This is a genomic window from Ideonella sp. (assembly GCF_041287625.1).
Lineage (GTDB): Bacteria > Pseudomonadota > Gammaproteobacteria > Burkholderiales > Burkholderiaceae_C > Ideonella.
In genome coordinates, this window is record NZ_JBGGNH010000073.1 from 193,100 (window position 1) to 210,024 (window position 16,925).

General features: G+C 68.6%; 15 protein-coding genes. 5 read left to right on the top strand and 10 right to left on the bottom strand.

Features of this window, described 5'->3' with window-relative positions:
* Nucleotides 1-38 precede the first annotated feature (38 nt).
* Nucleotides 39-1,085 carry a tRNA 2-selenouridine(34) synthase MnmH gene (mnmH, locus tag ACAH41_RS27875; protein ID WP_325655666.1) on the top strand — a complete coding sequence of 349 codons (1,047 nt, stop codon included), beginning with the start codon at nucleotides 39-41 and terminating at the stop codon, nucleotides 1,083-1,085.
* Here mnmH and ACAH41_RS27880 read toward each other — a convergent pair whose 3' ends face one another.
* The 5 genes from ACAH41_RS27880 to phaC form a co-directional block, all read right to left on the bottom strand.
* Nucleotides 1,086-1,493, bottom strand: coding sequence for a response regulator (locus tag ACAH41_RS27880; protein WP_325655667.1), 408 nt, complete (start codon nucleotides 1,491-1,493; stop codon nucleotides 1,086-1,088).
* Nucleotides 1,490-4,609, bottom strand: a complete 3,120-nt coding sequence (locus ACAH41_RS27885; protein ID WP_325655668.1) for a PAS domain S-box protein — start codon at nucleotides 4,607-4,609, stop codon at nucleotides 1,490-1,492. Before ACAH41_RS27885 ends, ACAH41_RS27880 begins: the two co-directional genes overlap by 4 nt.
* Nucleotides 4,610-4,861: 252 nt before the next feature.
* Complete coding sequence (gene phbB / locus ACAH41_RS27890) at nucleotides 4,862-5,599, bottom strand: acetoacetyl-CoA reductase (protein ID WP_325655669.1); 738 nt, start codon at nucleotides 5,597-5,599, stop codon at nucleotides 4,862-4,864.
* 113 nt (nucleotides 5,600-5,712) lie between these two features.
* Complete coding sequence (locus ACAH41_RS27895; protein WP_325655670.1) at nucleotides 5,713-6,894, bottom strand: acetyl-CoA C-acetyltransferase; 1,182 nt, start codon at nucleotides 6,892-6,894, stop codon at nucleotides 5,713-5,715.
* 111 nt (nucleotides 6,895-7,005) lie between these two features.
* Nucleotides 7,006-8,697 (bottom strand): class I poly(R)-hydroxyalkanoic acid synthase, encoded by a 1,692-nt coding sequence (phaC, locus tag ACAH41_RS27900; protein ID WP_325655683.1) that lies wholly within the window; start codon nucleotides 8,695-8,697, stop codon nucleotides 7,006-7,008.
* Between the two features lie 164 nt (nucleotides 8,698-8,861).
* Here phaC and ACAH41_RS27905 point away from each other — a divergent pair, with 164 nt between their 5' ends.
* Nucleotides 8,862-9,149: a hypothetical protein gene (locus ACAH41_RS27905; protein WP_325655671.1), complete on the top strand. Its 288-nt coding sequence runs from the start codon at nucleotides 8,862-8,864 to the stop codon at nucleotides 9,147-9,149.
* A gap of 11 nt (nucleotides 9,150-9,160) precedes the next feature.
* On the opposite strand, the gene pgeF is transcribed toward ACAH41_RS27905, so the two are convergent.
* From pgeF to ACAH41_RS27920, 3 genes are read right to left on the bottom strand one after another with little or no spacing between them, the layout of a single operon-like run.
* Nucleotides 9,161-9,976: a peptidoglycan editing factor PgeF gene (pgeF, locus tag ACAH41_RS27910; protein ID WP_370538701.1), complete on the bottom strand. Its 816-nt coding sequence runs from the start codon at nucleotides 9,974-9,976 to the stop codon at nucleotides 9,161-9,163.
* Complete coding sequence (gene maiA / locus ACAH41_RS27915; protein ID WP_325655672.1) at nucleotides 9,966-10,598, bottom strand: maleylacetoacetate isomerase; 633 nt, start codon at nucleotides 10,596-10,598, stop codon at nucleotides 9,966-9,968. The genes pgeF and maiA overlap by 11 nt, the downstream gene beginning before the upstream one ends.
* Nucleotides 10,599-10,611: 13 nt before the next feature.
* Nucleotides 10,612-11,319 carry a fumarylacetoacetate hydrolase family protein gene (locus ACAH41_RS27920; RefSeq protein ID WP_325655673.1) on the bottom strand — a complete coding sequence of 236 codons (708 nt, stop codon included), beginning with the start codon at nucleotides 11,317-11,319 and terminating at the stop codon, nucleotides 10,612-10,614.
* Nucleotides 11,320-11,443: 124 nt separating this feature from the next.
* Between ACAH41_RS27920 and ACAH41_RS27925 the strand changes: the two genes are divergently transcribed.
* Nucleotides 11,444-11,989 (top strand): NUDIX hydrolase, encoded by a 546-nt coding sequence (locus ACAH41_RS27925; protein WP_325655674.1) that lies wholly within the window; start codon nucleotides 11,444-11,446, stop codon nucleotides 11,987-11,989.
* Nucleotides 11,990-12,005: 16 nt separating this feature from the next.
* On the opposite strand, the gene ACAH41_RS27930 is transcribed toward ACAH41_RS27925, so the two are convergent.
* Together ACAH41_RS27930 and ACAH41_RS27935 are read right to left on the bottom strand one after the other, a co-directional pair.
* Nucleotides 12,006-12,200: an oxidoreductase-like domain-containing protein gene (locus ACAH41_RS27930; RefSeq protein WP_325655675.1), complete on the bottom strand. Its 195-nt coding sequence runs from the start codon at nucleotides 12,198-12,200 to the stop codon at nucleotides 12,006-12,008.
* Entirely contained in the window at nucleotides 12,201-14,132 is a 1,932-nt protein-coding gene (locus ACAH41_RS27935) for an EAL domain-containing protein (protein ID WP_325655676.1), read from the bottom strand.
* 230 nt (nucleotides 14,133-14,362) lie between these two features.
* Here ACAH41_RS27935 and ACAH41_RS27940 point away from each other — a divergent pair, with 230 nt between their 5' ends.
* On the top strand, nucleotides 14,363-15,520 hold the full coding sequence (locus ACAH41_RS27940) for a tetratricopeptide repeat protein (RefSeq protein WP_325655677.1): 1,158 nt from the start codon (nucleotides 14,363-14,365) through the stop codon (nucleotides 15,518-15,520).
* 71 nt (nucleotides 15,521-15,591) lie between these two features.
* A complete protein-coding gene (locus tag ACAH41_RS27945) occupies nucleotides 15,592-16,914 on the top strand; it encodes a L,D-transpeptidase (RefSeq protein WP_325655678.1) in 1,323 nt (440 codons plus the stop codon).
* The last annotated feature ends 11 nt before the right edge of the window (nucleotides 16,915-16,925 follow it).

The window sequence follows — 16,925 nt, forward strand, 5'->3', positions numbered from 1 at the left end:
TTCCAGCGGACAATCGCCGCAATGCCCGCCTTCCTCCCATGAGTTTCTCTCCCATCCAGGTGCCGGACTGGCTGGCCCAGCCGGCGCAGTTCGATACCGTGATCGATGTGCGCTCGCCGGCCGAGTTCGCCGAGGACCACCTGCCCGGCGCCGTCAACTGGCCGGTGCTGGACGATGCCGAGCGGGCCCATGTCGGCACGGTCTACACGCAGGTCTCCACCTTCGAGGCGCGCAAGCAGGGCGCGGCGCTGGTCTCGCGCCGCATTGCCGACACGCTGGAGCGCCACGTGGCCGACAAGCCCAAGGACTGGCGGCCGCTGGTCTATTGCTGGCGCGGCGGCCAGCGCTCGGGCAGCCTGTCGCTGGTGCTGGCGCAGATCGGCTTTCGCACCCGGCAGCTGCAGGGCGGCTACAAGGCCTTCCGGGCCCAGGTGCGCGACGACCTCGCCACCCTGCCCGGCCGCTTCCAGTGGCAGGTGCTGCGTGGGCGCACCGGCAGCGGCAAGACCCGGCTGCTGGCCGCGCTGGCGCAAGAGGGCGCCCAGGTGCTGGACCTGGAGGCGTTGGCCGCCCATCGGGGCTCGGTGCTGGGCGGCCTGCCCGGCGTGGCCCAGCCAGGGCAGAAGCAGTTCGAAGGGCAGATCTGGCAGCGGCTGCAGGGTTTCGACCCACTGCGGCCGGTGTTCGTGGAAGCCGAGAGCCGTCGCATCGGCGCTCGCCAGTTGCCCGACGGCGTGCTGGCCGCGCTCCAGGCACCAGCGGGCTGGGTGGAACTGCAGATGGACATTCCGGCGCGCACCGAACTGCTGCTGGACGAATACCGATTCTTCACGGCGGAGCCCGAAGCACTGTGCGAGCGCCTGGCTGAGCTGAACAGCCTGCGTGGCAACGCCACCGTGGCCCGTTGGCAGTCGCTGGCCCGGGCCGGCGACTGGTCGCAGTTGCTGCCCGAACTGCTGGACCAGCACTACGACCCGCTTTATGACAGGCAACAGCGCCGCAGCAGCGCACCTGTGCGCGAGATGCTGCTGGCCAGCGGCCAGCCGGACGCGCTGCAGGCCGCGGCACGCAGCCTGCTGGCCTGATCAGTCCTTCGCCGCGCCGATCCCGGGCGGCAGCATTTCGCGCACCTGGGCCGCCAGCTTGGTCACGTCAATCGGCTTGGACAGGTAGCCATCGCAGCCGGCAGCGCGCATGCGGGCGTCGTCGCCCTTCATCGCATAGGCGGTGAAGGCCACCAGCACGATGTGGCGCGTGGCCGGGTCGGACTTCAGCCGGTGCGCCAGCGTCAGCCCGTCCAGGCCCGGCATCTGGATGTCCAGCAGGATCAGGTCCGGCGGGTTGGCCTGCACCCGGTCCAGCGCGGCCAGGCCGTCCTCTGCGGAGTCGACCTCCAGGCCGTCGGCACTCAGCACGTAGCTGGTGAGCTCGACGTTCATCGCGTTGTCGTCGACGATCAGGATGCGCGCGGCGCGGTGGGTGTCAGCGGTCACAGCAGGTCTCCTTCGGTCAAGGCCACCACCGGCGGCCGCCAGCGCCGCAGCGCGCCCAGCGTGTCGGCCAGTGCGCCGCCACCCTTGCCGAGCACGGCGCGGGCCGAGCTGGCCAGTTGGCGGTACTCATCGTCAGTCAGCACCATGCTGGTCCACACCAGCACCGGCAGTTCGCGCCAGGCAGGCAGGCGCTGCAAGGCGTCCAGCACCTCGAAGCCATCGAAGCCCGGCATCATCAGGTCCAGGATCAAGGCATCGGGCCGGTGCTGCGACAGGCTTTCCAGCGCCTCGCGCCCGTCCGCCAGGCAGATCGCGTCAATGCCCAGCTGGGCCAGCGACGAGCGCATCAGCGCCAACGCCAGCGGGTCGTCGTCCACCACCATCAGGCGCGGCCGGCGGCTGACCGGCAGCGCCAGCCGGCCCAGCGCCTGTGACAGCTCGCCGTTCTGCAGCGGCTTGGCCAGCAGGTCGGCGACGGCAAAGCTGGCGGTCTCGCCGGTGTCTTCCGCCGGCATGCTCAGCGCCAGCACCGGCGTGCTGCGGCTGGGCCCGGACTCGCGGATGCTGGCCAGCACGCTCAGGCCGCCGCGCCCGGACAGGCTCAGCGCCAGCAAGATGGCGTCATAGGCCTGCTGGCGCGCCTGGGCCACCGCCTCGGCCGCATCCGCCGCCGCGTCGACCAGGAAACCGGTGTCGGCCAGGCTGCGCACCAGCCGCACATCGCTTTCGATGGCCAGCAGCCTGTGGCTGGCAGGCGGCAGCATCGGTCCGTCGGCATGCGCCGGCTTCATGCGCGGCAGCACCAGGTGGAACACGCTGCCCAAGCCCGGCGTGCTGCGCACGCCGACTCGGCCCCCCTGGGCCTGCACCAGCCGGCGTGTCAGCGCCAGGCCCAGGCCGGTGCCGGCGTGCTGCTTGTTGTAGCCGGTGTCCAGCTGCTGGAACTCGGTGAACAGCCGCGGCAGGTCGGCCTCGGCAATGCCGATGCCGCTGTCCTCGACCTCCAGCCGGAAGTGCGCCGGGCCTTCGGGCCGGCCGCGCACCGTGACCTTGCCACCTTCGGGCGTGAACTTGATGGCGTTGGACAGGTAGTTGTAGAGCACCTGCTTGAGGCGGCCCGGGTCCAGCTCCAATGCCCCGATGGCCGGGTCCAGGTCCACGTCCAGCCGCAGCTGCTTGCGCTGCATGCCGGGCTGCAGCACGTCGCAGACCTCGCGGACCAGCGGTGCCAGCGCCACCTGCTGCGGGAAGAATTCGAACTTGCCGGACTCAACCTTGGACAGGTCCAGCACGTCGTTGATCAGTTGCAGCAGGTGCCGGCCGCTGGCCGCGATGTGGCCGAGGAACTCGCGGTTCTTTGGCGACTGCGGCGGCACCGCACCGCTGTGCAGCAGGTCGGCAAAGCCGATCACCGCGTTCAGCGGCGTTCGCAGTTCGTGCGACATGTTGGCCAGGAACTGGCTCTTGAGCCGGCTGGCGGTCTGGATCTGCTGGTTCTCGGCCTCCAGCCGCAGCGCCTTCTGCCGCGCTTCCTGCGCCAGCTTGTGCTGGGTGGTGTCGGTCACGATGCCCAGCATCCGGCCGGCCGTGCCGCTGTCGTGCAGCAGCCCGGCCTGCAGGCTGATCCAGTGCACGCTGCCATCGGGCCAGCGCACGCGGCATTCGGCCTGCCAGTCGCTTTGCTGCTCGACGGCGGCGCTGAAACTCGCCTGCAGCTCGGGCCGGTCTTCCGGATGCACATGGGCCAGCAGTGTGTTGAAGGACCACGAGGGCTGCAGGTGGCTGTAGCCGAAGCAGCGGTCATGGCGGATGGAACGGTGCGTGGCGCCGGTCGCCAGGTCCATGTCCCATTCGCCGATCTGGGCCGAGTCGAGCGCCAGCCGCAGCCTGGCGTCACTCTCGCGCAGCGCGGCCTCTGCGCGCCGCTGCGGGCTGAGGTCACGCACGATCTTGGCGCTGCCAACGACCCGGCCTGAAGGGTCGCGCAGCGGCGACACGCTGACCGAGACCTCGAAGTGCCGGCCTCCCTTGGCGCGGGCGACGGTGTCGAACGGCGGCACGCTGTGGCCCGAGGCAATGTCGGCCAGCATGTGCGGCTCGGCCATGGCGTGCTCCGGGTCGGCAATGACCTGCACCGGCTGCCCCATGACCTCGCGTGCGCTGTAGCCGAACAGGGTTTCGGCGGCATGGTTCCAACTGGTGATCCGGCCATCCAGCGACTTGCTGACGATGGCGTCGATGGACGAATCGACGATGGCGGCCAGCCGCAGCCGCTCAGCCTCGATCTCCTCGATCTGCGTCAGGTCGCGGAACACCAGCGTCATGCCGCGCTGCTGGCCGCCCTCCCCGACTTTTGGGGCCAGCGTGGCGCGTACTTCGAGTGGCGTCAGGCTGCCACTGCGCGAGCGGATCAGGCCATGCCACGTCACCGCGCCGGCAGTGGTCAGCAGGCTGCGCACGACATCCACCGGATTTTCGCGGGTGACGGTCTCATCCCGGCCTTCGCGCACCAGCACGTCCCATAGCACGCGGCCACGCGCTTGCGCATCTGGCCAGCCGGTGACCCGCTCGGCAACCTCGTTCATGCGGGTCACCATGCCGTGGGCATCGGTGACGATGAAGCCGGCGCCAATGCTGTCCAGCGTCAAGGCCACGCTTTGCTCGATGCCTGCCAGGTGCTGCTCGGCACTGCGGCGCTTGCTGACTTCGGCTTCCAGCGAGGTCACGGCGCTGCGCAGCTGTGCCGCGGAAGGAATGCGCAAGGCGCGTGGCAGCAGCACCCAGAGGGCAACGGCGGTGACAACCGAAATCGCGGCGGTGAAGACCTTGGCCACCACCTGCAGCCCGTAGTCGGCCTGCCAGATGGTCCACACGTCCATCACGTGGGTGATGCCGCAGGCGAAGATGAAGGCGCTGAAGAGCCAGGCCACCGGGCGGTAGCCCACATCGGGCCGCCTGCGGTAGAAGCTGACGATGGCCAGCGGAATGGAGAAATACGCCGCCGCGATCAGCCCGTCGGCCAGCACCATCGGCCACAGCAGCGCCGGGGCCCAGGTGAAGCAGTAGCCATGCGGCAGGAAGCCGTTTCGCCCAAGCAAAGACAGCAGGAAATCCATGACAGCCCTTCTGTTCACCCCTGACCCGCCGCAGTGCGCCGGATCTCCCCAGAGGTCATTTGCCCTGGGACGGCTGTACGGCCGTCCACCGGACATGGTCTGCCGCGGCAAGGCTGCGGTCAATCGTTGCGGCGCCCGGGATGCGGTGGGCTGCCAAAAAATCGCCGAAAAGCGACTGTGCCAGGGCACCCGAGCGGGTATCCCGGCACCAGGCCTCTCGCAGCGTCAGGCTGCCGCGAAAGACCGCAGGCTTCAGCCCATGTGCAGGCCGCCATTGCAGGAGAAGTCGGCGCCGGTGGTGAAGCCGGAGTCTTCGCCGGCCAGCCAGGCCACGATCGCACCGATTTCCTCGGGCGCACCCAGGCGCTTGACGGGAATGGTCGCAACGATGCGTTCGAGCACCTCGGGCTTGATGGCGCGGACCATGTCGGTGCCGATGTAGCCAGGGCTCACCGTGTTGACCGTCACGCCCTTGGCGGCAACTTCCTGCGCCAGCGCCATCGTGAAGCCGTGCATGCCGGCCTTCGCGGCAGAGTAGTTGGTCTGGCCGGCCTGGCCTTTTTCGCCGTTGACCGACGAGATCTGGATGACCCGGCCCCAGCCGCGCTCGACCATGTCGGGCACCACCTGCTTGGTGACATTGAACATCGAGTTCAGGTTGGTGTCGATGACTGCATGCCAGTCCTCGGGCGTCATCTTCAGGAACATGCGGTCGCGGGTGATGCCGGCGTTGTTGACCAGGATGTCGATGGGGCCATGCTCTGACTTGGCGGTCTTGAAGGCCTGCACGGTGGATTCCCAGTCCGCAACATTGCCCACCGAGGCGTGGAACGTGAAGCCGAGCGCACGCTGTTCGTCCAGCCACTTGTTGAAGTCTCGGCTGGGGCCGCAGCCGGCAATGACCGTCAGGCCGCTCTTGGCCAGGCGCTGGCAGATCGCGGTCCCGATGCCACCCATGCCGCCGGTCACATACGCCACTTTTTGAGTCATGTCTTTTATCTCCTGAGCTTGCATATCGAAGGGAAAGCAGCGATTTCAAACCACTATGGCGCGTCGGCTCCGCCGCACACGTCCGTACATTCCCTGCGTCTTGTTGCTGCGGTTCAACGCTCGACCGTCAGTGCAACACCCATGCCACCGCCGATGCAAAGCGAGGCAATGCCTTTCTTGGCATCCCGGCGCTGCATCTCGTGCAGCAGCGTGACCAGAATGCGGGCGCCGGATGCACCGATCGGGTGGCCGATGGCGATGGCGCCGCCGTTGACATTGACCTTGCTGGTGTCCCAGCCCATTTCCTGATGCACCGCGCAGGCCTGCGCGGCGAAAGCTTCGTTGATTTCCAGCAGGTCCAGGTCGGCCGCCTTCCAGCCGGCGCGGGCCAGTGCCTTGCGCGCAGCCGGCACCGGGCCCATGCCCATGATGGAAGGGTCCAGCCCGGCGCAGGCGTAGCTGGCAATGCGGGCCAGCGGCGTCAGGCCCAGCGCGGCTGCCTTGGCAGCCGTCATCACGACCACGCCGGCCGCGCCGTCGTTCAGGCCGGAGGCATTGCCGGCAGTCACCGAGCCGCTCTTGTCGAAGGCTGGGCGCAAGCCGGCGAGCGCATCGGCGTTGGTCTTGCGGTTGATGAATTCGTCAGCGTCGAAGACGATGGGATCGCCCTTCTTCTGCGCCAGACTGACGCCGACGATCTCGTCCTTGAACCTGCCCGCGTCCTGCGCGGCGGCGGCCTTCTGCTGCGAGGCCAGGGCCAGTGCGTCCTGCGCTTCGCGGCTGATGCTGTACTGCCTGGCCACGTTCTCGGCGGTGATGCCCATGTGGTACTGGTTGTACACATCCCACAGGCCATCGCTGATCATGGTGTCGACCAGCTTCCAGTCGCCCATGCGCTGACCTTCACGCGAGCCCGGCAGCACGTGTGGCGCCAGGCTCATGTTTTCCTGGCCACCGGCAATGATGATCTCGCTGTCGCCATCGCGAATGGCCTGCAGGGCCAGCATCACCGCCTTCAGGCCCGAGCCGCAGACCTTGTTGATGGTCATGGCCGGCACGCCGTTCGGCAGGCCGGACTTGATGACGGCCTGGCGGGCCGCGTTCTGGCCGGAGCCAGCGGTCAGCACCTGGCCGAGGATGACTTCATTGATCTGTTCGCCGGCCAGGCCGGTGCGGCGCAGCAGCTCCTTGATGACGGTGGCGCCCAGCTCGGGCGCCGGTGTCTTGGCCAGGCTGCCGCCAAACTTGCCGACGGCAGTGCGGGTGGCGGCGACGATGACGATGTCGGTGGTCATGGGATGAGACTCCTTGCTGTGGATTCGGGCCGCGCGGCAAACGGCGGCGCGCGGCGTTGAAAGAGGTGCCGGTATTGAGGATGCGCGTTGGCGAGGCCTGCGGCCATCGGGTCAAGCGCGCTGTTTGACGTAGCGGCCGGGTGCGGGTTCGATGGCCTTGTGCTGCTTGCCGCCCGGCGCCTTCGGCGCTGGCACCTGCTTGCCGGCATGGCTGGCGAGCCACTGGCTCCAGTCGGGCCACCAGCTGCCGCGATGTTCCTTGGCACCAGCCAGCCATTCGTCGGCCGTGGGCGGCAGGCCTTCGTTGATCCAGTGGGACCGCTTGCCGCTGGACGGCGGATTGATCACGCCGGCAATGTGGCCGGAGGCGCCGAGCACGAAGCGCTTGGGGCCCTTGAACACCTTGGTCGAACCATAGGCGCTCTTCCACGGCACGATGTGGTCCTCCTTCGAGCCGTAGAGGTAGACGGGCGCCTTGATCAGGCCCAGGTTCAGCGGCACACCGCAGACGGTCAGCTTGCCTGGCTGTTTCAACTCGTCCTGCAGGTAGGTGTGGCGCAGGTACCAGCAGTACATCGGGCCCGGCAGGTTGGTCGAGTCGCTGTTCCAGTACAGCAGGTCGAACGGCGGCGGCGTCTCGCCCTTCAGGTAGTTGCCGACGACGTAGTTCCACACCAAGTCGTTGGGCCGCAGGAAGCTGAAGGTGGTGGCCAGTTCCTGGCCCTTCAGCAGGCCCGGGCCGCCCGGCGCTTCGGCCCCCAGCGTCATCTCGCGCAGCTGCACCGAGGCCTCGTCGACGAACAGGTCCAGGATGCCGGTGTCCGAGAAATCGACGAAGGTGGTCAGCAGCGTGACCGAGGCGGCCAGCTGCTCGCCGCGCGCCGCCAGCACGCCCAATGCAGTCGCCAGCAAGGTGCCGCCAACGCAGAAGCCCAGCGTGTCGAAGGTCTTGGCGCCGGTGATTTCGTGCACCGTGCGCAGCGCCTGGATGGCGCCTTGCTCGACGTAGTCGTCCCAGGTGTTGGCGCGCATGCTGTCGTCCGGATTGCGCCAGCTGACGACAAACACGCGGTGGCCTTGCGATACCGTGTAGCGGATCAGCGAGTTCTCCGGCTGCAGGTCCAGGATGTAGTACTTGTTGATGCATGGCGGCACGAACAGCATCGGCCGCTCGAAGACCGTGGCCGTCAGCGGCTTGTATTCGATCAGCTGGAAAAACGCGTTCTCGAACACCACCGAACCTTCGGTGGTCGCCACGTTGCGGCCGACCTCGAACAGGCTCTCGTCGGTCTGCGAGACATGGCCTTGCTGCAGGTCATGGAACAGCTGGCGCAGCCCTTGCGCAATGCTCTCGCCGCGGGTCTCCAGCGCCTTGCGCTGCACCTCTGGGTTCAGCGCGATGAAGTTGCTCGGGCTGGCCGCGTCCACCCACTGCTGGACGGCAAAGCGCACGCGGGCCCGGGTCTTGTCGTCACCCTGCAGCGCATCGGCCAGCTTGAGCAGCATGCGGCTGTTCAGCAGGTACATCTGCGCGGTGAAGGCATTGCCGGGATGGCTGCCCCAGTCCTTGGCGGCGAAGCGCCGATCGGTGATGGCCAGCGGCTTGGTCTCGACAGTTGCTTCGCCGGCACCCGTCGCACTGTTGGCCAGCACGCCGTTCCAGATCGCGGTCGCCTGTTGCAGATAATCGTCACGCAACTGTGTGAGCGCAGGCGCTGGCAGGCTGATGCCGGACCACGATTTCAGCAGGTTGCCGACGGCATGGCCAAAGGCATCGGCGTGGGCCTGCGCCTGGCCACCCATGTCTTCGAACGACGACGGGGTAAAACGCTTGTTCAAAGGCTTGTCTCCTCTTGATCAGCCCGGCGGTGGCTTGCCGCATGCGACAAGGCCCGAGGCCCTGATGCAGCTTACCGCAGCAAGGCCTCGATTTCCGTTAAGCGACATTGCGAACCACATCCCGAAAAATGCACATCGTCGCCGCCGCCTGGATCTTCGTCGCGCTGATGATGGCGCTGGCCGAGGCCACCGCCACCGAGGGCAGCGTGCTGGGCGCGCTGTTCACGTTCTTGTTATACGGCGTGATGCCCCTGGCCATCTTGCTCTATGTCATGGGCGCACCCATGCGACGGCGCGCCCGCCGGCTGGCCGAACAACAGCAATGGGAGGCCGAGCACGCCGCGCAGCCCGGCCCGGCTGGCAACCCGACTGTCAACCCGTCGTTAAACGACAGCGCGGCCCCGGCGCCCGATTGAAACCTGGCGGCTCAGCGTCGCCAGATGGCCGCAGCGTGCCGGCCGGTCACACCCGCGTCACGCCGGTAGGAGTAGAAGCGCACGGCATCGCTCGCCGTGCACCACTGGCCGCCGCTGAGCTGCTGCACGCCGGCCGCGCGCAGCCGGCGGCGCGCCAGGCCCGGCAGGTCGGCCCACCATTTCGGCGACGAGCCTTCTGGCGTCGCGGCCGGTCGGAAACAGGGGTCACCCGGTTCGGCACCAAATGCAATGCGCACCTCGTCTCCCACCTCGAAGCGCTGCGGCCCGATGCAGGCGCCCAGCCAGGCCGAGACCTCGCGAGGCTGGCAGTCCGCCGCCTCGCACAGCGCCGCCAGCGTGGCCTGCAGCACGCCGCCGGCCAGCCCGCGCCAACCCGCATGCGCTGCGCCCACCGCCCGGCCCTGCGGCGCCGAAAACAGCACCGGCAGGCAGTCGGCCACCAGCACCGTGCAGGCCAGGCCGCGCTCGGTGGTGATGCTGGCGTCCGCCTGCCAAAAATCAGCCGGCTGGCCTTGCGCGTCCACCGGCGTTTCGCCGGCCCGCAGCTGCACCACGCGCGTGCCGTGCACCTGGTCCAGGTAGACCGGCTTGGCGCCACCCAGCGCGGCGGCAAAGCGCAGCTGGTTGCGCCAGATCGACTCGGGCGCGTCGAGGTTGTCACCGCGCAGGCCCGGTGGCCGCAGGTTCAGGCTGGCCCAGGGGCCGAGGCTGACACCGCCGGCACGCGTGCTCATCAGTCCGCCCACCTCGGCTGGCAGCCCGCTGGCATGCAGCCAGATCGAATCCGTCACCGACTCATTCGGCATCGGGACAGCGCGCTGGATGCGTCTCGCTGAACGCTGGCAAGGCCATGCAGGCGTCGAACACCTTCATGACCTGCGGCACATGGTCCAGCCGGCACTGGAAGCGCTGGGCGTTGAAGATCTGCGGCACCAGCACGCAGTCGACCAAGCCCGGCGTGTCACCGATGCTGTAGCGGCCGGCCTGCGCTTCGAGCTGGCGCTCGACGGTGGCCAGGCCGGTCTCGGTCCAGTGGCGGTACCAGCGGGTCTTGTCTTCTTCGGACAGGCCCAGGTCCTTGACCAGGTAGCGCAGCACGCGCAGGTTGTTCAGCGGGTGGATCTCGCAGGCCATGTCCAGCGCCAGCGCGCGGGCCCGGGCCCGGCCCAGCGGGTCGGCCGGCAGCAGCGGCGGCTCGGGATGCGTCTCGTCCAGGTACTCGATGATGGCCAGCGACTGGTGCACCGAGGCATCACCGTCGCGCAGCAGCGGCACCAGCCGGGTGGCCGACACGGCGGCGTACGACTCGCCCATCTGCTCGCTGCGCGCCAGGTGCACCGGCTTGTAGTCGTAGGCCAGGCCCTTGAGCGCCAGCGCGATGCGCACCCGGTACGAGGCGGCAGAGCGGAAGTAGTTGTAGAGCTCCATGGCGGGTTTCGTGTCACGCTCCGGCGACGATCTCGACCACCAGGCTGCCCAGGCCGGTGATCTCGCAGCGCAGGGTGTCGCCCACCTTGACCGCGCCAACGCCGGCCGGCGTGCCGGTGTAGATCAGGTCGCCCGGGGCCAGCTCCCAGCCCTGGCTCAGTACCGCAATGGTTTCGCGCACGTTCCAGATCAAGTCCGAGAGATCGCCCCGCTGGCGCAGTTCGCCGTTGACCTCCAGCGTGATCGCACCGCTGCCGAGCTCGCCGGTGCTGGCCGCCGGATGCAGCGGGCCGATGGGCGCCGACTGCTCGAAGGCCTTGCCGATCTCCCAGGAGCGGCCCTGCTTCTTCATGTCGTTCTGCAGGTCGCGGCGCGTCATGTCCAGGCCGATGGCATAGCCCCAGATGTGCTCGCCCGCGGCTTCGGCGCTGATGTCCTTGCCGCCCTTGCCGATGGCCACCACCAGCTCCACTTCGTGGTGCAGGCTCTTGGTCAGCGTCGGGTAGGCCATCTGGCCGGCCTCGCCCTGGGGCACCACCAGGATGGCGTCGGCCGGCTTCATGAAGAAGAACGGCGGCTCGCGGCCTGTGGCACCCATCTCGATCGCATGTTCGGCGTAGTTGCGGCCGACGCAGTAGATGCGGCGCACCGGGAATTGATCGCTGCTGGTGCCTGCGACTGGCACGGTGACGGCGGCGGGGGCAGGAAAGACAAGGCTCATGGCGGCACGGGGGCCGGCGCCGTGGCGGCAACCGGCGGCAAATGAGGGAGGAAACGAGGGTTGGACAAAGATGATGCCACGCGGCCGGCAAAGCCCTGCGGCCTGCCCGCTACACTGCCAGGCCATGCTGCCTGAGCGCTCCATTCGTCACTGCCGCGCCTGCGGTTCACCCGCCGCCTACATCGTGCCGGCCGACGACAGCCGTCCGCGCGCGGTGTGCAGCCAGTGCCACACGGTGCACTACGAAAACCCGCTCAACGTGGTGGGCACGGTGCCCTTCTGGCAGGACCAGGTGTTGCTGTGCCGCCGCGCCATCGAGCCGCGCTACGGCCTGTGGACGCTGCCGGCCGGGTTCATGGAGCTGGGTGAAACCACTGCCCAGGGCGCAGAACGCGAAACCGACGAAGAAGCCGGCGCGCAGATCGAGATGCAGGGCCTGTTCACCGTGCTCAGCGTGCCGCGCGTCGGCCAGGTGCACCTGTTCTACCTGGCCCGCATGCGGGACACCTCGCTGAACCCCGGCCCGGAAACCCTGGAAGCCAAGCTGTTCCGCGAAGATGAAATCCCGTGGGACGAAATCGCCTTCCGCACCGTGCGCGACACCCTGTTGCACTTCTTCGAAGACCGCAAGACCGGCCGCTTCGAGGTGCACACGGGCGACATCCTCTAGCCGCCCGCTTTTCGCGTCAGGCGCTGCCCATCGCCGAATCGGGATGCCGTGCCCGCCAGGCGCGCATGGCCTGGCGGTGGGCATCCATCGCGAGGTCGTACAGGTCGAAGATGCAGGGGTCGCAGCCGTTGCCGCAGCAGGCGTCCAGGTCGGGCTGGAACGGGGGCTGGGGCATCGGGTCCGGGTCGGGAATTTCCGGTGCGGACGACATTCAGGCGGCCAGTGCATCCGCCGGGACCGCGGCGGGGCCGGTGATGCCGTCGATGTTGCATTGCCACAGCGCGTCGGCGTCGGCCGCGTCGGCCACGCCTTCGGCGTAGACCTTCAGATCCAGGCCATGCAGCATGCGCACGCTGCTGGCCACGTGCTGGATGCGGGCGTCGTCGTGGGCCAGGCCTTCGGTGACGCTGGCGTCGAGCTTGATGAAGTCCAGGCCGGCTTCGAGCAGCACCCCGGGTTCTGCAATGTGGGCACCGGCATGTTCCAGGCCGACACGGGCGCCATGGGCGTGCGCCATGCTGACCAGTTCGCGCAGCAATCGCAATTCGTTGAACGCGCCGGCTTCATCCACTTCCAGCCACAGCCCGGGCGAGGCGGCGCGGTGCAGGTCCAGCAAGCCGCGCAGCTGCGGCATCAGCGCGCTGTCTTTCAGCGAGTGCGGGCTGAGGTTGACTGAGCGCGGGATGCCGTCGCGGGCAATCGCGCGCAAGGCCAGCTCGGCAGCGACCAGGTCGATGCGGGCGGTCAGCTGGGTACGGCGCGCCATCGGCAACCACTTGGCACCGGACAGCGGCTCGGCAGCTTCGTCGAGCTGCAGGCGCAGCGGGCATTCGCGCAGCAGCACGGCGCGGGAGGCGTCGATCAGCGGGAATTCGACCAGGTGCGCGCGCTCTGCCGTCAACGCGGCTTCGATGCGCGAGCGCCAGCTGTCTTCGCCCAGCATCACGCCGTCGCCGGTGTCGTCCAGCTCAACCGCAAACGCGCCCTTGGCTTCGGCCCGTGCCAGCGCCTGGTCAGCCGCGGCCAGCAGCGATGAAATGGGCGCACCGTGCCACCAACGCACCGCACCGACCACGGCCGAGACACCGCCCAGCCGCTCGCGGCCAGACTCGCGCAGCAGGCTGCGCAGCCTGGCCGACACGTCTACCGCGGGTTCACGCAGCGACGCCGCTTCAGGCAGCAGCATCGCGAAGTCGGAGCCGTTCAGCCGGCCGACCTCGAAGGAGCCGACACGCGTGGCGGAGTCGATGATCGCGTGGCCGGCCTCGCGCAGCATCGCGTCGGTCGCCACGCGACCCAGGCGGCGGTTCAGGCCCTGCAGGTCGCTGATGCGCACCAGCAGCAGCGCGCCACCGGCCACACCATCTTCCGAACTCAGCAGGCCCTTGAGCCGGCTCATGAAATGCGGCCGGTTCGAGACGCCGGTCAACGGGTCGCAATTGGCCTGCCGGCGCAGCATCTCGACCTGGCCGGCCTGCTCGTCGAACATGGCCTTGAGGCGGTCGACCATCAGGTTCATCGCCCGGGTCACATTGCGCAGCTCGGGCACCGAAGGTTCACTGACGGTGATGAAGCGGCGCTCGGTCAGGGCCTGGGCCTGGCGCACTGTGGCCTCTAGCGGCACGCGGATGCGGCGCAGCAGCAGGTGGGCCAGCGCGCCGAGTGCAATCGCCAGCAGTGCAAACGCGGACAAAGTGCGCAGCATGCCGCGCCACAGCTCACGGTAGGCAAAGCGGGTGTGGCCCAACACTTCCAGCGAACCGACGCTGACGCCATCGGCCACCACCGGCGCCAGGCCTTGCGTGGGGTGCAGCGACAACAGGTCGACGAACCAGTCCGGTACGCCATCGGCCATGGGGGGCGCTTCGCGCGACAGCAGCGTGGCGCCTTGCGGCGTGCGCAGCCGCAGGTGCTCGTAGAAACCAATCTCGAACTGGCGGTCCAGCGTGGCGGCCATGCTGGGCAGGTCGCCATGCTGGCCGGCCAAAGTCTGGGCCAGCGATTGCGCGCTGTCGTGGTTCTTCATGGCCAGTTGCGTGGCCAGGTATTGCCGGGCCGACAACATGGACAGGCCAAACGCGCCGGCAAAAGCCAGCGCCAGCGTCAGCAGCAGCAACAACCAGACTTGGCGAATCAAACTCATGGGCAGGTTTCCGTTTTCTCTGTCGCCCTTATACCTTCTCCCGGCCGGCATCAAAGCTGCAAAATCGACGCAGAAACGGGGCATAACCCGCGGGCTTTGCGCATGCGCAGCGCGGTTCGGCCCAGTGAAACACCTGAATTTGGATAGACTCGGCGGGCTTTGGGCAGCCCAGTCGCCGCCCGGCCCATTTTGTTGCTTGCCTGCCAACTTGCCATCTGACCGCCCTGCCCATGCTGTTTGCCCGTGCCCCTCTTGCGTCCCAGGCGATTCTTCACGCTGACCGGGCCGCCAGGCCGGTGCGAAGCCTGTCCTGTGGCTGGCTGCTGGCCCTGGGCGCGTTGGTCAGCCTGCCCGCAGCCGCACAGACCGCCCCCGCGGCCGCCGCAAAGCCGGCCGCGGTGTCGGCTGAAGCCACCGAAGTGCAACGCCTGATCCGCGATGGCCAACACACCCAGGCGCTCAAGCTGATCGACGAAACCCTGGCGCGCAACCCCAAGGATGCGCAAATGCGCTTTCGCCGCGGGGTGGCGCTGTCCATGCTGGACCGCAAGCAGGAAGCGCTGACGGTGTTCCAGAAGCTGGTCGAGGACCACCCGGACATGCCGGCGCCGTACAACAACATGGCGGTCATCTACGGCTCCATGGGCGACTACGACAAGGCCCGCGAAGCGCTGGACAAGGCGATCCGCACCAACCCGACCTACGCCACCGCTTACCAGAACCTCGGCGACGTGTACGCCCAGCTCGCCAGCCAGGCCTACAACAAGGCGCTGCAGCTGGACAAGAACGATGCCACCAGCGCGCCCAAGCTGGCGCTGTTGCGTGAACTGACGGCCGCGCCCAACGTGGCCCCGCCGCCGATGCCGAGCAAGAAGCCGCCAGTCATTGCCGCGGCACCTGCCGTGGCCCCGTCGGCACCGGCACCAACACCAGCGATCGCGCCTTCCGCTGCCGCCGCGCCGGCCAGCACGGCTGTAGCCGTTGCCAAGCCGAAACCGGAACCCGCCAAGCCTGAACCGGCCAAGCCGACGCCGGCCGCCGCACCGGAAGGCCAGGCCGAGGTCGAAGCCGCCGTCAGGGCCTGGGCCGCCGCCTGGAGCAGCCGCGACATGAGCGGCTATTTCGCGGCCTACGCACCGGACTTCAAGGGCAGCGCCGCCTCGCGCAAGGCTTGGGAGCAGGACCGCGAGGCCCGCATCGCACCGCGCAAGAAGATCCGTGTTGAACTGGCGGACCTGAGCGTGCAGGTCAAGGGCAATCAGGCCACGGTGCGCTTCCGCCAGGCCTACAGCTCGGACACCTTGAGCACGACCGGTCGCAAAACGCTGGAACTGCAGCGCTCGGATCACGGAAAATGGCAGATCAAGCAAGAGTCCGTCGGCGGCTGAGCCTGCCTGCCACCGGCCTTGCCCTGGTGGCGGCCTGACATGTCCTGGCCCGTTGCCCCTGACCTGATTCGATGACGAGTGAACAACGCCCCCTGACGACCCGGCGCCGCGGCGCATGGCTGCTGAGCCTGGTGGCCGGTGCCCTGCTGCTCGGCTGGGCCGCACAAGGGCGCCACGCCTGGGACGCCCGCGCCGCCGTGGCACCTGATGCCATGCGCGGCGGCAGCAAGCTGAAGCTGGCCGACGAACTGCCGACCTGGCGCGACAGCGAGGTCGCCGAACCCGAGGCCTTGAGCGGCAGCGCCGAAAGCCGCCTGCTGGCCGCCTACCGCCTGGTGGGTGAGCGCCGGCTGGACGCCGCGCTGCAGGTCACCACTGCCCTCTCCCACGACTACCCGCAGTTCCGCCTCGGCCAACTGTTGCACGCCGACCTGCTGGCCGCCCATGTGCAGCCGCTGGCGGGCTTCGGCAGGCCGGCTGCGGCACCTCAAGCCTCCGGCACAGTCGACGCACTGAGCGGCCTGCAGCAGGAAGCCATGGCCCGCCTGCGCGCGCTGCAGCAGCGCCCGCCCGCCGGCCTGGTGCCGGCCGAACTCGTGCGGCTGCCGGCCTCGGTGCCGCATGCCGTCGTGGTGGACGCCTCGCGTTCGCGCCTGTACCTGTTCCGCCATGACGCGCAAGGCCTGCAGCTGGTGCGGGACTTCTATGTCTCGGTGGGCAAGCAAGGCGTGGACAAGCATGCCGAGGGCGACCAGAAGACGCCGCTGGGCGTGTACTACACGCTGAACGCGGTGGCGCATGCCCAGCTGGACATCCGCTTCGGTGCCGGCGCGCTGCCGCTGAACTACCCGAACGCACTGGACCGCAACGACGGCCGCACCGGCAGCGGCATCCTGCTGCACGGCGTGCCGACCAGCACCTACTCACGTCCGCCGCTGGACAGCGACGGCTGCGTGGCGATGGCCAACGACGACCTGCTGCAGTTGATGGCAACGCTGCCTGAGCGCGATACCCCCGTGGTCATCACCCGCGAGATCCAATGGGTGGCGCCTGCCCAGGCTGGCGCGTTGCCAGCCAGCTTCGAGCAGACCTGGGCGGCCTGGCAGCGGGCCAGGCTGCAAGGCACGCCCGCGCTGTTGGACCCGCTGTACGCGCCCAACGCCACGCTGGCGGTCACCGGCGAACAGGCCGAGCGGTTCCGCAGCCGGCTGAATGTGCCACCGGCCGCGGTCGACGAAGTGAGTGTGCTGACCTGGCGCGACCACACGCCGATGCTGGTCGTGACTTTCCGCGAACGCGCCGGTGCCACCGTCAAGCGCGACCGGGTGGTACGCCAGTACTGGGGCCAGCAGGGTGCGGACTGGCGCATCGTCGCCGAAGGCCCGGTGCGCTGAGCGGCTGATCG